Source organism: Brevundimonas faecalis (genome assembly GCF_040549405.1).
GTDB lineage: Bacteria > Pseudomonadota > Alphaproteobacteria > Caulobacterales > Caulobacteraceae > Brevundimonas > Brevundimonas faecalis.
In genome coordinates this window covers 328,752-342,893 of sequence record NZ_JBEPTF010000002.1, presented here as the reverse complement: position 1 = coordinate 342,893, position 14,142 = coordinate 328,752, and the positions used below count along the sequence as shown (strand labels likewise).

Sequence of the window (14,142 nt, the reverse complement as noted above, 5' to 3'; positions counted from 1 at the left end):
GGTCAGACCTTGGCGGAGCGGCTGCGCACCCATGAATAGAGGGCGAAGGTCAGGACGGCGAAGGCGGCGAGCCCCGCCCACATGGCCGGCCAGCCGCTGCCCTCGGGCAGCAGGGCGAAGGGGGCTTCGTTCTTCGAACTGACGATGACGGCGGCGGTGAAGACGCCGAACAGGCTTTCGCCCACGATCAGGCCCGAGGCCAGGAGCACGCCCATGCGGCGACCCACGTCGGCGAAGCGGGTCGTGGCGATCCACTTCTCATAGGCCCAGCCGCAGACGGCGCCGACGACCAGCATGGTGGTGACGGCGGCCGGCAGATAGACGCCGATGCCGGCGGCCAGAGGCGGCAGCTTGACCTTGTCCTTGGTGGCGCGGCGCAGGACGACGTCGAGGATGATGACGGCGACGCCGACCAGGGCGCCGAGGCCGATCAGGTCCCAGCGCAGCTCGCCGCTGATGACGCCCTTGGCCAGGGCCGAGATCAGGGTGGCCTGGGGCGCGGCCAGGGTCTGGGCGCCCTGAACAATGGCGGGCGGGCCGCCTTCGAAGCCGAAGGCCTGGTTCATCATGTCCAGGACGAAGGGGATGACCAGGGCGCCGGCGACGACGCCGACCAGCAGGGCCGTCTGCTGACGCCAGGGCGTGGCCTCGACCAGTTGGCCGGTCTTGAGGTCTTGCAGGTTGTCGTTGGAGATGACGGCCACGGCGAAGACCACGGCGGTGACGATCAGGGCGAAGGCGATGATCGAGGGATCGGCGGGCACGCCGGCGATCGCCATGACGCCCAGCATCAGCAGGGAGGCGATGATGATGGCCAGGATGCCGACGCCCGAGACGGGGCTGTTGGACGAGCCGATCAGACCGGCCATGTAGCCGCAGATGGCGGCCACGGCGAAGCCGATGACCACGACATAGATCAGGCCGCCGACGACCAGCAGGGGGGTCGAACCCGCCAGGGCCGTGCCCTGGGCGAAGACGGCCAGCAGGACGGCGATGCCGACCAGGGCGGCGATCGACAGGAGGCCGACGAACTTGATCGGAATGTCCTGCTCGGTCAGCTCCAGGGTCTCGCCGTGGGCGCGACGCGACTGGGCCGAAATGGCCGAAGCCAGGCCGGCGACCAGGGGCTTGGCCAGCTTGGCCAGGGTCCACAGGGCGGCCACGCCGATGACGCCGGCGCCGATGAAGCGGACTTCCTTGGCCCAGACGGTCATGGCCAGGCCTTCGGCGCCGGCCTCGGCCGGAACCGTGGAGGCGATGGAGGGCAGGCCGTGGGCGGCGGCCCAGGCGACGAATTCCGGAGAGGACAGGATGGGCACGAAGATCAGCCAGGCCAGGACCAGGCCGAACAACTGGGTCAGGCCGACGGCCAGGCCGATCAGGTGGCCGGCGCCCAGCAGGGCGAACTGCATGGAGAAGCCGATCCCCGTCGCACCGCCGCCGAGGGCGGCGGGCAGGCGCAGGAAGGCGGTGGTTTCGGCGGCGAAGACGCGAGCGGCGGCCAGGAAGGCGAAGAAGGCGGAGGCGACGGCGCTGCCGATCACCACGAACAGGCCCGAGCGGTTCTCGCGCACGGCCTCGGCGGATTCATCGGCCCCGGGTGAGCCGACCTTCAGCACCTCGGCGGCGGCGACGCCCTCGGGGTAGGGCAAGCCGCCCTGGACCACCAGGGTCCGACGCAGCGGAATGGAGAAGGTCACGCCCAGCACGCCGCCGAGCACGCAGATCAGCACCGATTCCCAGAAGGGGAAGTTCATCCACCAGCCGATCATGACCAGACCGGGCAGGACGAAGATGATGGAGCTCATGGCGCCGCCGACCGAGGCGACGGTCTGAACCGTCATGTTCTCCCAGATGGTCGAACCCTTGAAGGCGCGCAGCAGGGCCATGGAGATGACCGCCGCTGGGATGGCCGAGGCGAAGGTCAGGCCGACCTTCAGGCCCAGATAGGTGTTGGCCGCCGTGAACACCGCCGCCAGCAAGCAGCCCAGGATCAGGGCCCGGATGGTCAATTCGATGCGTTTGCCGGCGCCGGCGGGTCTGTCTGTCATGCGTGGTTCTTTCGGTTGTCGCGCGGAGGTAATCCCGAAAGCGCCGCCGTGACAACGGGGTGCGTGAGGAGAGAGGCGAGAGGCCTCTTCTCTCGCGTCCCTTCAGGCCCTACGTCTTCCTTCATGCCTGAGTTGCCCGAAGTCGAAACCGTCCGTCGCGGCCTGGAGCCGGTGCTGGAGGGCGCGCGCCTGAGCGCGACGCGTCAGAACCGGCCGGATCTGCGCTTTCCCTTCCCTGAGCGCTTCGTCGAGCGGCTGGACGGCGCGACGGTGCTGCGTCTGGACCGGCGCGCCAAGTATCTGCTGTTCCCGTTGTCGACCGGCGAGACCTGGGTGACGCACCTGGGCATGACGGGGCGGTTTACTCTGGAGGGTGCGGCGCCTGGCCGGTTCGAGACGGATGCGCCGGTCGCCGGCAAGCATGAGCACATGAGCTTGACTGCCGAGAGAGATGGGGCGCTTACGCGGCTGGGATACGCCGACGCCCGGCGGTTCGGCTTCATGGGCCTGATCCCGACCGAGGCGGTCGAGGGGCACGCCTGGTTCGCAGAGCTGGGGCCGGAGCCGATGGGCAACGGTTTCTCCGCCGCCCATCTGGCCGAGGCCTTCGCGGGCAAGGCGCAGAACATCAAGGTCAGCCTTCTGGATCAGAGGATCGTGGCGGGTCTGGGCAATATCTATGTGTGCGAGGCCCTGTATCGCGCCCGCATCTCGCCGCTGACGGCGGCGGGCAAGGTCAGTCGGCCTCGGCTGGAACGGTTGGCGGCCGAGGTGAGGAATGTGCTGGCGGACGCCATAGCGGCGGGCGGCTCGACCCTGAAGGACTTCGCCAATGTCGAGGGCGGGCAGGGCTATTTCCAGCATCGCTTCGATGTCTATGGCCGCGAACATGAGCCCTGCCGCACCGAGGGGTGTCGAGGCGTGGTGGCGCGCGTAGTCCAGGGCGGGCGCTCCACCTTCTTCTGTCCGGTCTGCCAGAAGGCGTGACGTGTCGGAAAAATCCGACGTCATGTAAAAAATAATAGACACAATGTCCGCTCTATGCGACATCGCCTCATGGCTTGGGATCATGAGGAAGGGGCGGCGATGTCGTTCAGGGAAAAACTGTCATGGGGCGTGCTGCTGGCCACCTCGGCGGTGTGGAGCTTCTATTTCGTGCGGCTGGGGCTGAAGGCGGCCGACGGCCTGCTGACCCAGGATCTGGTGCTGTGGACCATGGCGGTCTGCATCGGCTTCAGCGTCGCGGCCCATGTGGGCTTTTCCATCCTGGCGGCGGTCAGCACCTCCAAGGCGGAGCGCGGCATTGTCGATGAGCGCGAGCAGGGCGTGGCGCTGAAGGCCAGTCAGGCGGCGTTTCTGACGATGAGCGCGGTGCTCGGCGGGCTGGCGGCCTTCGCCTATGTCTATGCGCGCAAGCATCCCGACCTGTTGGGCGCGGACGCCCTGGCGCCCGCCATGCTGTTGGCGGCCAATGGCGTGATCTTCGCCCTGGCCCTGTCGGAGGTGGTGCGTCACGCGACCCAGATCACCCTGTTGCGCCGGGTCGGCTGAGCCGGAATATAAAGGAGCACGTCATGAGCTTTCGCGAGAAGCATCTATGGGTGGCCATCATCGCCGGCTTGGCGGTCTGGGGCGCCTATGGCTGGAAGTTCGGCGAGCGGGTGCTGGCCGGCGGGCTGAAACAGCCCGACTTCGCTGCCGACATGGGTGGACTGTTCATCCTGGGTCTGATCGTCGTGGTGGCCCTGGAGGCGGGGCTGACGGCCCTGGCCATGCTGACGACCTCCAAGGCCGAGCGCCGGGCGCGCGACGAGCGTGAGGGGCTGGCGACGCTGCAAGCCAGCCATGTTTCGCTGATGCTGCTGATCGGTTTGCTGGTGACGGTCTCGGCGGTCGCCTATGGCGTCGGCTTCTGGGGAAGCGTGAAGCCCGAGGGACTGGCGCGTTGGATGATTCCGGGCAACGGCCTGGTGCTGGTCGCCAATGCGGTGCTGGGCTGCATCATGCTGTCGGAACTGGCGCGCTGGGCCCTGTCCTTGGCCTTGTTGAAGCGGGGGCGGTGATGGGCAAGACGCCGCCGCCTATAAGGAACCGCATCCGCGAGTTGCGCTTCCACGCCGATGAAATGACCCAGGCTGACCTGGCCGCGCGCATCGGCATGACGCGTCAGACCATCGTGGCCATGGAGCAGGGCAAGTATTCGCCCAGCCTGGAGGCGGCCTTCCGCATCGCCCAGGTCTTCGGCGTCGAGATCGGCGAGGTGTTCCAGTGGGAGGGCTGAGGCGCTAGACCTCCGCCTGAAGATATATAGAGGAGCGCCCGATGGCCGACGCCTATTCCACCCTGCTGATCGAACGTCATGCCGACGGCTATGCGGTCGTCACCCTGAACCGGCCCGAGGCGCTGAACGCGCTGAACACCACCCTGACAGGCGAGTTGGGCGACTTCCTCGAGAGCGTGGCCGACGATGACTCCGTCAGGTGCGTGGTCCTGACCGGCTCGACCAAGGCCTTCGCCGCTGGCGCAGACATCAAGGAGATGGCGGATCAGGCCTATGCCGACATGTATCGCGGCAACTTCTTCGCCCGCGCCCACGACCGGGTGGCGGGCTTCCGCAAGCCCATCATCGCGGCGGTCTCGGGCTATGCCCTGGGCGGCGGCTGCGAACTGGCCATGCTGTGCGACTTCATCATCGCCTCGGAGACCGCGAAGTTCGGCCAGCCCGAGATCAACCTGGGCGTGGCGCCCGGCATCGGCGGCTCGCAGCGCCTGACCCGCGCCGTGGGCAAGGCCAAGGCCATGGACATGTGTCTGACCGGCCGGATGATGGATGCGGCCGAGGCCGAGCGTTCCGGCCTGGTGTCGCGCGTGACGGCGGCCGACGCCCTGCTGGACGAGGCGCGGGCTGCGGCGGCCAAGATCGCCGCTCAGTCGATCCTGGCCGTCATGGCGAACAAGGAACTGGTCAACGCCGCCTTCGAGACGACCCTGGCGCAGGGCGTGGTGTTCGAGCGCCGCCTGTTCCACTCCCTGTTCGCCTTCGAGGACCAGAAGGAGGGGATGGCGGCCTTCGTCGAGAAGCGTAAGCCGGCCTTCACGGGGCGCTAAACCCGGCGGCGACTCAATTCCGGCCGGTTCGCGTTGACCGGCCGGAGGCTTTCCGCTATAGCCGCGCGCTCTTGAGATTTCCTCGCCGTGGACATGTGGTCTACGGCGTTTTCGTTCGAAGGTTTTACCCGATGGCCAACAATCCCGGCGCCCGCAAGGCGATCCGTAAGATCGAAGCGCGGACCGCAGTGAACAAGGCCCGCCGCACCCGCGTCCGCACCTACCTGCGCAAGTTCCAGGAAGCCCTGACGGGCGGCGACGTCGAAGTCGCCAAGGCCGCCTTCATCACGGCCCAGTCGGAACTGATGCGCGCCGTGTCCAAGGGCGTGGTTCACAAGAACACCGGCTCGCGCAAGGTCAGCCGTCTGGCCGCCCAGCTGAAGAAGCTGTCGGCCGCCTGATCCAGGCGGGGACGCGGACGGGGTTTCACGCCTTTGTCAAACACTGTCACATGACGCGTCCTGACGGCCTGTAACAGGGTTGTCGCAAGGAAAATCCAAGGATTTCAACGGCGAGGAAGCGCAAGCTCCCTCGCCGTCTTGCTGTCTGGCGCTAAGCTGCAGGTAGAATCCAGCGTTCGAAAATGGGGCGAAACGGCCATTTTCCCAAGCCCTGCCGAGGTTTGTCGGAGTCAATCAATTTAAGTGCGAATCTCGACTCGAATCAGCGTTGATCTCCGGCGCGCGGGGGGTAAGTTGAGCGGGTGACGCGCTTCCATCCTTTTGGATGAAGGCGAGGGAAATCAACGGTTTCCCTCGGCGCGAGATGTCTGTCTGCGAGTACGGCCCCACTCGCGAAGCCCCCGCTTCGCGAGACGAGAGAAGTCGTTCCCGGATCTTCGTCTCGAAGGGCGTCCGTCGGTGATTTTTACTTGATGGCGGGTGTTCTTCTGATGATCGGGGGCGCAGCAATGGCGAGCATGACGGATCCGGACCGTATCTGGACTGAGGCGGCGGGCCGCCTGAAGACAGAGATCGGGGACGGGCCCTTCAGCAGCTACATCGCCCCTTCGGCCGTGCGTGTGGACGCGAGCGGCAATCTGATCCTGGTGACGCCGACCGCCTATGCGCGCGATTGGGTGCGCAAGAACGCCCTGCGTCGCATGAACGAGCTGTGGCTGGGCCTGGACGGCCTGTCGCGCCGTCTGGACGTGCGGTGTCGCGCCGAGGTGGGCTCGGTCCCGCCGGCGACGGCCTTCCCCGCCGGCGAAGCGCCGCGCCTGGCGTCCGTGGGCGGCGTCCAGCCCCAGGCCGCCTCTTCGACCTTCGCGCCTTCGACCGACGGCGCTCGCGCCGTGCGGGCGGCTGGACTGCAAGAGCGGCTGACCTTCGACAGCTTCGTGGAAGGTCACGGCAACGCCTTCGCCCTGGCCATCGCCAAGCAGGTGGCGAGCTGGGCGGACGGTCACTTCAATCCGGTCTTCTTCTGCGGCCCCTACGGCTACGGCAAGACCCACCTGCTGAACGCCATCGCCTGGGAGGCGCAGCGCCTGCGTCCGGACGCCAAGGTGGTCTATCTGACCGCCGAGCGTTTCCTGTCGACCTTCGTGCGCGCCATGCAGGACCGCTCGACCGCAGCCTTCAAGGAGAGCCTGCGCTCGGCCGACATGCTGCTTCTGGACGACGTCCAGTTCGTCGGCGGCAAGACCAGCACCCAGGAAGAATTGCTGAACACCCTGACGGCCCTGATCGAGGACGGAAAACGCATCGTCCTGTCGGCCGATCGCGCGCCTACCGCCCTGACCGACGTCGAGCCGCGCCTGCGCAGCCACCTGGCGGCCGGCCTGACCTGCCCGGTCGAGGCGGCGGACCGCCCGCTGAAGATCGCCGTGGCCCAGTCGCGTCTGAACGCCCTGGCCAAGCTGGGCGTGGTGACGGGCCAGGCGCGTTCCGAGGTGCTGGAGCATCTGGTGGACCGCACCCCCGGCTCGATGCGCGAACTGGAAGGCGCGGTGAACACCCTGGCCGCCGTCGCCGGCGCCCGCCTGTCGGCTTTGACGGTCGATGAAGCTCAGAGCCTGCTGGGCGTCGCCCTGCGCGGCGGCCCCGAGCGCCGCATCACGGTGGACGAGATCCAGAAGACGGTCGCCGACCACTTCAATCTGAAGCAGGCGGATCTGCTGAGCGAGCGCCGTACCCGCGCCATCGCCCGCCCCCGCCAGATCGCCATGTATCTGTGCAAGCAGCACACGACCCGCTCCTATCCCGACATCGGCCGTCGCTTCGGCGGGCGCGATCACACGACCGTCCTGCACGGCGTGCGCAAGATCGAGGAGCTGATGCCCAAGGAAGAGCAGATCGCCCGCGACGTCGAGGCCCTGACGCGCAAGCTGCGCGGATAAAAGGCGAAGCGACGCGCAAGCTGCGCGGCTGATCCTCCACCGAGGGCCTGTGGATAGCGGGGGCAGACGGCGCATGACGTCAGGCCCCCGTTGCCCCCGCCGCTCAATGCGCTAGTGTTCACGACCATACTTACGGCGACGCTGAACGACGGCGTCGCGGCCCGGGCGAGACCACATGCAGCTGACCATCGAACGTTCCGCGCTCCTGAAGGCCCTCGGGCATGTTCAGAGCGTGGTCGAGCGCCGCAACACCATTCCGATCCTGTCCAACGTGCTGTTGAGCGCCGGACGTGACCGCCTGTCCTTCGCCGCTACCGATCTCGACATGGAGATGGTCGACGAGGCCGAGGCCCAGGTGAACGTCGAGGGTCAGATCACGGCCCCGGCCCACACCCTGTATGAAATCGTCAAGAAGCTGCCGGACGGCGCCGAGGTCTCGCTGACCTATTCGGGCGACGATCCGCGTCTGCTGATCTCGGCGGGCCGGTCCAGGTTCAATCTGCCGGTTCTGCCGGCCGGCGACTTCCCGGTCATGTCCACGGAAACCTCGGGCGCGCGCTACACCCTGCCCAAGGAAGATCTGGCGCGCCTGATCGACAAGACCCGCTTCGCCGTCTCGACAGAAGAGACGCGCTACTATCTGAACGGCCTCTACCTGCATACGGTGGCCGAGGGCGGCATTCCGCTGCTGCGCGCCGTAGCCACTGATGGACACCGTCTGGCCCTGGCTGAAACTCCGGCGCCGGAAGGGGCTGCGGGCGGCCCCGGCGTCATCGTGCCGCGCAAGACGGTGGATCAGGTCCGCCGCCTGCTGGACGACGGAAACGGTCCGGTCGAAATTCAGGTTTCGGCCCAGAAGATCCGCTTCGAGTTCGGCGAGGCCAGCCTGACCTCCAAGGTCATCGACGGCGCCTTCCCTGACTATCTGCGCGTCATTCCCAAGGGCAACGACAAGCAGGCCGACATCGACAACGCCCTCTTCTCCAAGGCCGTCGACCGCGTGGCCACCATCTCGGCCGAGAAGAGCCGCTCGGTGAAGCTGGCCTTCGACAACGACCGGGTGAAGCTGACCGTCCGCAACATGGAAGCCGGGCAGGCCGAGGAAGAGGTCGAGATCGGCTATTCCGAGGAGCCCTTCGAGATCGGTTTCAACGCTCGCTATCTGCTGGACGTCGCCGGCCAGATCACCGGCGAGACCGCCCACTTCAAATTCGCCGACCCGGCCAGCCCGACCCTGGTCCTCGACCCGGCCGACGTGGGCGTGCAGTACGTGCTGATGCCGCTGCGGGTGTGACTTGCAGTGGCGAGTGATTAGTGGCGAGTGGCGAGCAAGCCGCTCTGGAAATCTCGTCACTCGCCACTCGATACTCGCCGCTATCCCTTGATCCGCTCCCTCGCCCTCACCGACTTCCGTTCCTATGTGAGCGCCAGCCTGCCGGTTTCCGGCGGGGCCGTGGTGCTGCATGGGCCGAACGGGGCGGGCAAGACCAATCTGCTGGAGGCGATCAGCCTGCTGACCCCTGGCAAGGGACTGCGCGGCGCGACGGCGCAGGAGATGGGGCGGCGCGAGCCGGGCGAGGCCGTGGGCCGCACCTGGGCCGTCATGATCACGCTGGATGAAGACGGCGAGGAGGTGCGTCTGGGCACGGGGGTGCAGACGCCGGGGGCGGCAAGGCGCATCGTCCGCATCGACGGCGAGACGGCGCCGCCGGGGCGGCTGTTGGATCACCTGCGGCCGGTCTGGGCCACGCCCGAGCAGGACCGGCTGTTTTCCGACGCGCGGGCGGCGCGGCTGAGGTTCTTCGATCGGCTGGTCTTCGCCGCCGATCCCGACCATGCGGCCACGGTCTCGACCTATGAGAAGGCGCTGCGCGAGCGGTTGAAGCTGCTGACCGACGGGGCGGAAGGGCGTCCTGCCGACCCTCTGTGGCTGGATGCCCTGGAGGCGCGTCTCTCAGAGAGCGGAGCCCGGGCGGCGGCGGCGCGGACGCGAGCGTTGGAGGCGTTGCAGGCGGGCATCGACGCGCGCGATGATCGCCCCTTTCCCCAGGCCGATCTGGGCCTGACAGGGCCGGCCGAGGAGATGGCGGCGACGGGAGCGGATGAGGCGGACGTTCTCGGGATGCTGGGCGAGGGCTTCATGCGGGCGAGGGCGCGCGACGCGGCGGCGGGACGGTCGCTGTTCGGCCCGCATCGCTCGAACCTGACGGCGCTGCATCGTGAGAAGAACCGCCCGGCCGCCGAAGGCTCCTCGGGGGAGCAGAAGGCTCTCGTGCTGAACCTGATCCTGGCCCAGGTGGCGCGCCTCGCCGACCAGCCCGCTCGTCCGGTCCTGCTGCTGGACGAGGCCCCGGCCCATCTCGACGAAGCGCGCCGCGCCGCCCTGTTCGACGAGATCGAGGCGCTGAAACTTCAGGCCTTCATGACGGGAACGGAACGGGGCCTGTTCGCCGCGCTGGAGGGGCGCGCCCAGTTCGTGGCGGTCGAGGGCGGCGGCCTGGCGAACGGGTGACGGCCAGGTCCGTCGGAACGGCGTTAGAAGGCTTAAAGGCTCGCTTTTCCCGGCGAATTTCCTATATGTTGCCTGCTTCGGAACGCGTTGAATCGCGTGCCGAGACGGGCGGACGCCGCGCCGCCGTTTTCCCTGTCCCCACGCGGACCCTGAGTCGACGTTTTCATGACCGAACAGATTGACGCCTCGCCGGAATACGGCGCTGATTCCATCAAGGTTCTCAAAGGCCTGGACGCCGTGCGCAAGCGTCCTGGGATGTATATCGGCGACACCGACGACGGCTCGGGTCTGCACCACATGGTCTATGAGGTGGTGGACAACGCCATCGACGAGGCTCTGGCCGGTCACGCCGACCTGGTCCAGGTCATCCTCAACGAAGACGGCAGCGTCACCGTGACCGACAACGGCCGCGGCATTCCGACCGCCATCCACGCCGAGGAAGGCGTATCCGCCGCCGAGGTCATCATGACCCAGCTGCACGCCGGCGGTAAGTTCGACCAGAACTCCTACAAGGTTTCGGGCGGTCTGCACGGCGTCGGCGTTTCGGTCGTGAACGCCCTGTCCGACTGGCTGGAGCTGGTCATCTATCGCGACGGCCAGAAGCACCACATGCGCTTCGAACGCGGGGACACGGTCAAGTCGCTGGAAGTCGTGGGCGTGGCTCCGACGCGCCAGGACACGGGCAAGGTCCTGACGGGCACTGAAGTCACCTTCTATCCGTCGATCTCGACCTTCAGCCACATCGATTTCGATCTGAAGACCCTGGAGCATCGCCTGCGCGAGCTGGCCTTCCTGAACTCCGGCGTGGTCATCAAGCTGAAGGACAATCGCGGGCCGGAGCCCATCGAAATCCTGCTGCACTACGAAGGCGGGGTCGAGGCCTTCGTGCGTCACCTGGACAAGTCCAAGCAACCGCTGCTGAAGGACGTCATCACGGTTCAGGGGACCAAGGACGGGATCGAGCTGGACCTGGCCCTGTGGTGGAACGACTCCTACCACGAGACCATGTTGTGCTTCACCAACAACATCCCGCAGCGCGACGGCGGCACCCACCTGTCGGCCTTCCGCGCCGCTCTGACGCGGGTGATGTCGAGCTATATCGAGCAGGCCGGCTCGGCCAAGAAGGAGAAGGTCTCCGTCTCGGGCGAGGATGCGCGCGAAGGCCTGACCTGCGTCCTGTCGGTCAAGGTGCCGGATCCGAAGTTCAGCTCCCAGACCAAGGACAAGCTGGTTTCGTCCGAGGTGCGTCCGGCGGTCGAGAACCTGTGCAGCGAAGGCCTGTCGATCTGGTTCGAGGAGCATCCGGCCGAGGCCAAGATGATCGTCTCCAAGATCGTCGAAGCCGCAGCCGCCCGCGAGGCCGCGCGCAAGGCGCGTGAGCTGACCCGCCGCAAGTCTGCACTGGAGATCAGCAGCCTGCCGGGCAAGTTGGCGGACTGCCAGGAACGCGATCCGGCCAAGTCCGAACTCTTCATCGTCGAGGGCGACTCCGCAGGCGGTTCGGCCAAGCAGGCGCGCAACCGCGAGAACCAGGCCGTCCTGCCCCTACGCGGCAAGATCCTGAACGTCGAGCGCGCCCGTTTCGACCGGATGCTGTCTTCGGATCTGATCGGCACCCTGATCCTGGCGCTGGGCACCGGCATCGGCCGCGACGACTTCAACGCCGACAAGCTGCGCTATCACAAGATCATCCTGATGGCCGACGCCGACGTCGACGGCGCCCACATCCGCACCCTGCTGCTGACCTTCTTCTATCGTCAGATGCCGGAGCTAATCGAACGCGGCCACGTCTATATCGCCCAGCCGCCGCTCTATAAGGTGTCGAAGGGCAAGCAGCACCGCTACGTCAAGGATCAGGCGGAGATGGACGCCTATCTGATCGAGGAAGGCTGCGCCGACGCCGAGCTGGATCTGTCGACCGGCGAACGCCGCACCGGCCTGGACCTTCAGGCGCTGGTGCGTGAAGCCAAGGCCTTCAAGGCCCTGGTCGACCGTCTGGCCGCCCGCGCGCCGGCCTTCGCCATTGAACAGGGCGCTTTGGCAGGCCTGTTCACCGAGAGCGCCGGCGAGCTTGAGACGCGCGCCGCCAACGCCGCCGCGCGCCTGAACCTCTATGCCGAGGAAGGCGACGGGGACTGGTCCGGCGAACGCGCCGAGCAGGGCGGGGTAGTGTTCAGCCGTGTCCGTCGCGCCGTCAGCGAGACCATCGTCCTGGACGAACAACTGGGCCGTTCGTTGGACGCCCGCCGTCTGGCCGAGCGCGCCGCCGCCTTCGAGGGTTTGTTCGACACGCCGGCCGTCTATCGTCGCAAGGACAAGGCGACCACGATCCGGGGGCCTCTGGACCTGCTGAACGCCGTCCTGGACGCGGGCAAGAAGGGCATCGCCATCCAGCGCTACAAGGGCCTGGGCGAGATGAACCCGGAGCAGCTGTGGGAGACCACCCTGGACGCCAACGCCCGCACCCTGCTGCAGGTCAAGGTCGAGCACGGCGACGACGCCGACGATCTGTTCGCCAAACTGATGGGCGACGTAGTCGAGCCGCGCCGCGAGTTCATTCAGGACAACGCCCTAGACGCCGCCGTCGACGCCTGACGCGGATCGGAAGCAGTCAAAAGCCCGAGACGGGAGACCGTCCCGGGCTTTTCCTTAGTCAGTCTTCGGGCGCCCTGCTTCGATGAAGGCGCGAATGGACGGATAGGTGCCGGCGGCGCGCTCGTCCTTGCAGAGGACACCTTGGATGAAGGAATCCAGGGAGCCGCGCGCGATGGCGTCAAAGTCATAACCGTCGTCGATTCGCTCCTGTTCGGCGCCGTCTGGGCCGTAGACAGTCTCGGGTCCTGGCTTCGATTGGTTGGCGGTGCAACGGATGAAGACTTCGCCCGCACTGTAGGACAGGTCGGTCGCAGCGCCGTTGGCGGGCACACGCGCCAGGACGGCGCTCTTGGCGCCGTCGCCTTCCTTTATCGAGTCCAAGTCGAGCATGTAGACCGTCTGCGAGCTCCGCGAGATGACGTTCCAGTTTTCAGCCAGAGCGGGCGAGCCGATCAGGGCCAGGCCGACGGTGATAGTGACGAGTTTGGTTTTCATCGCATCCTCCCCAGGATGAAGGGAGTTTCACTCCTGTCCGCGGGAAAATTCAATAACCGCGCAGGTTGTCGGATGCGCCGAGGTTTCGCCGCTTTGAAAAGGCAGATTCGAATTATGCGGGGTTCGCTTTTCGTTGGAATGCTGTCGATCGCGTTTTTCAGCGCGGCGAACCCGGTCATGGTTCGGGCTGAACCGGCGACGATGTCCGCGTTTCCAGCAAGGCCGGCGCCTGTCTTCCTGTCCGATCGGATCGTGGTGGAGGCGAAAGGGCGAGGGCCGGACGTCATCCTGATCCCGGGCCTGGCCTCGACCTCGGCGGTCTGGACGCGGACGGCGAGCGCGCTGGAAGGGCGTTATCGGGTGCATCTGGTTACGGTGCGCGGCTTCGGCGACCTGCCGGCTGAAGCCAATGCGAACGGCCGCATCAGCGGCCCGGCGGCGGATGAGATCCGGCGCTACATGGATGAGCAGGGGCTGAGCCGTCCTGCCTTGATCGGTCATTCCATGGGCGGGCAGATCGCGCTCAGGGTGGCGGCGGAATCCGGATCGGCCGTGGGCCGGGTCATGGTTGTGGACGCTTCGCCCTTCTTTCCTTCCCTGATCAGTCCCGGGGCGACGGTCGGGGACGTGGAGCCGCTGGCGCGCCTGGCCTTCCAGGGGATCATGTTGCTGGGCGATCAGGCTCTTCGGACCCAGGCGGGCAGCCTGGGGCTAGACATGGGCGGGGCGGGCGACAGCCTGTTCGACGGCCTGGGCTGGCAGGGCGGGGATCGCCGCACCCTGGCTCAGGGGGTCTATGAGGTGATGACCACGGATCTGCGATCCCGCCTGCCGTCGATCACGGCGCCGGTCACGGTCGTCTATGGCTGGAGCGCCGACGACCGCAGCCCGCGGGGCCATATCGACGGCCTGTTCCGGGGCGGCTATCGCTCCCTGTCGCGACCGGCGACCTTCGAACGGATCGAAGGGGCTGAACACATGGTGATGATCGACCGCCCCCGTCAGTTTCAGGCGGCGGTCGACCGTTTCCTGCGTTGACG

At 66.9% G+C, this 14,142-nt stretch carries 13 protein-coding genes; 11 read left to right on the top strand and 2 right to left on the bottom strand.

Annotation, left to right across the window (positions count from 1 at the left end):
• Positions 1-2: 2 nt before the first annotated feature.
• Positions 3-2,051: an OPT family oligopeptide transporter gene (locus ABIE19_RS09665; RefSeq protein WP_354088961.1), complete on the bottom strand. Its 2,049-nt coding sequence runs from the start codon at positions 2,049-2,051 to the stop codon at positions 3-5.
• A gap of 123 nt (positions 2,052-2,174) precedes the next feature.
• Between ABIE19_RS09665 and mutM the strand changes: the two genes are divergently transcribed.
• The 10 genes from mutM (at position 2,175) to gyrB (ending at position 12,607) form a co-directional block, all read left to right on the top strand.
• On the top strand, positions 2,175-3,038 hold the full coding sequence (gene mutM, locus ABIE19_RS09660; protein ID WP_354088960.1) for a bifunctional DNA-formamidopyrimidine glycosylase/DNA-(apurinic or apyrimidinic site) lyase: 864 nt from the start codon (positions 2,175-2,177) through the stop codon (positions 3,036-3,038).
• 99 nt (positions 3,039-3,137) lie between these two features.
• Positions 3,138-3,602, top strand: a complete 465-nt coding sequence (locus ABIE19_RS09655) for a hypothetical protein (RefSeq protein ID WP_354088959.1) — start codon at positions 3,138-3,140, stop codon at positions 3,600-3,602.
• 23 nt (positions 3,603-3,625) lie between these two features.
• On the top strand, positions 3,626-4,114 hold the full coding sequence (locus ABIE19_RS09650; RefSeq protein WP_354088958.1) for a hypothetical protein: 489 nt from the start codon (positions 3,626-3,628) through the stop codon (positions 4,112-4,114).
• Entirely contained in the window at positions 4,114-4,332 is a 219-nt protein-coding gene (locus tag ABIE19_RS09645) for a helix-turn-helix transcriptional regulator (RefSeq protein WP_354088957.1), read from the top strand. The genes ABIE19_RS09650 and ABIE19_RS09645 overlap by 1 nt, the downstream gene beginning before the upstream one ends.
• A gap of 41 nt (positions 4,333-4,373) precedes the next feature.
• Positions 4,374-5,159 (top strand): enoyl-CoA hydratase, encoded by a 786-nt coding sequence (locus ABIE19_RS09640; protein WP_354088956.1) that lies wholly within the window; start codon positions 4,374-4,376, stop codon positions 5,157-5,159.
• 131 nt (positions 5,160-5,290) lie between these two features.
• Positions 5,291-5,560 carry a 30S ribosomal protein S20 gene (gene rpsT, locus ABIE19_RS09635; RefSeq protein WP_354088955.1) on the top strand — a complete coding sequence of 90 codons (270 nt, stop codon included), beginning with the start codon at positions 5,291-5,293 and terminating at the stop codon, positions 5,558-5,560.
• A gap of 509 nt (positions 5,561-6,069) precedes the next feature.
• A complete protein-coding gene (dnaA, locus tag ABIE19_RS09630) occupies positions 6,070-7,500 on the top strand; it encodes a chromosomal replication initiator protein DnaA (protein WP_376854109.1) in 1,431 nt (476 codons plus the stop codon).
• Positions 7,501-7,675: 175 nt separating this feature from the next.
• Positions 7,676-8,794, top strand: a complete 1,119-nt coding sequence (dnaN, locus tag ABIE19_RS09625) for a DNA polymerase III subunit beta (RefSeq protein WP_354088953.1) — start codon at positions 7,676-7,678, stop codon at positions 8,792-8,794.
• Between the two features lie 87 nt (positions 8,795-8,881).
• Positions 8,882-10,012: a DNA replication/repair protein RecF gene (gene recF / locus ABIE19_RS09620; protein ID WP_354088952.1), complete on the top strand. Its 1,131-nt coding sequence runs from the start codon at positions 8,882-8,884 to the stop codon at positions 10,010-10,012.
• Positions 10,013-10,177: 165 nt separating this feature from the next.
• Complete coding sequence (gene gyrB, locus ABIE19_RS09615) at positions 10,178-12,607, top strand: DNA topoisomerase (ATP-hydrolyzing) subunit B (protein WP_354088951.1); 2,430 nt, start codon at positions 10,178-10,180, stop codon at positions 12,605-12,607.
• A 54-nt stretch (positions 12,608-12,661) separates the two neighbouring features.
• Here the strand turns inward: gyrB and ABIE19_RS09610 are convergent, their stop codons facing one another.
• On the bottom strand, positions 12,662-13,102 hold the full coding sequence (locus ABIE19_RS09610; protein ID WP_354088950.1) for a hypothetical protein: 441 nt from the start codon (positions 13,100-13,102) through the stop codon (positions 12,662-12,664).
• A gap of 201 nt (positions 13,103-13,303) precedes the next feature.
• Here ABIE19_RS09610 and ABIE19_RS09605 point away from each other — a divergent pair, with 201 nt between their 5' ends.
• Entirely contained in the window at positions 13,304-14,140 is an 837-nt protein-coding gene (locus ABIE19_RS09605) for an alpha/beta fold hydrolase (RefSeq protein ID WP_354088949.1), read from the top strand.
• Positions 14,141-14,142 lie beyond the last annotated feature (2 nt).

Coding starts and splice junctions, on each gene's coding strand:
- gyrB (WP_354088951.1), top strand. CDS start 10,178: ATGACCGAACAGATTGACGCCTCGCCGGAATACGGCGCTGATTCCATC.
- ABIE19_RS09605 (WP_354088949.1), top strand. CDS start 13,304: ATGTCCGCGTTTCCAGCAAGGCCGGCGCCTGTCTTCCTGTCCGATCGG.
- dnaA (WP_376854109.1), top strand. CDS start 6,070: ATGGCGAGCATGACGGATCCGGACCGTATCTGGACTGAGGCGGCGGGC.
- ABIE19_RS09650 (WP_354088958.1), top strand. CDS start 3,626: ATGAGCTTTCGCGAGAAGCATCTATGGGTGGCCATCATCGCCGGCTTG.
- ABIE19_RS09665 (WP_354088961.1), bottom strand. CDS start 2,051: ATGACAGACAGACCCGCCGGCGCCGGCAAACGCATCGAATTGACCATC.
- mutM (WP_354088960.1), top strand. CDS start 2,175: ATGCCTGAGTTGCCCGAAGTCGAAACCGTCCGTCGCGGCCTGGAGCCG.
- ABIE19_RS09655 (WP_354088959.1), top strand. CDS start 3,138: ATGTCGTTCAGGGAAAAACTGTCATGGGGCGTGCTGCTGGCCACCTCG.
- ABIE19_RS09610 (WP_354088950.1), bottom strand. CDS start 13,102: ATGAAAACCAAACTCGTCACTATCACCGTCGGCCTGGCCCTGATCGGC.
- rpsT (WP_354088955.1), top strand. CDS start 5,291: ATGGCCAACAATCCCGGCGCCCGCAAGGCGATCCGTAAGATCGAAGCG.
- dnaN (WP_354088953.1), top strand. CDS start 7,676: ATGCAGCTGACCATCGAACGTTCCGCGCTCCTGAAGGCCCTCGGGCAT.
- ABIE19_RS09640 (WP_354088956.1), top strand. CDS start 4,374: ATGGCCGACGCCTATTCCACCCTGCTGATCGAACGTCATGCCGACGGC.
- ABIE19_RS09645 (WP_354088957.1), top strand. CDS start 4,114: ATGGGCAAGACGCCGCCGCCTATAAGGAACCGCATCCGCGAGTTGCGC.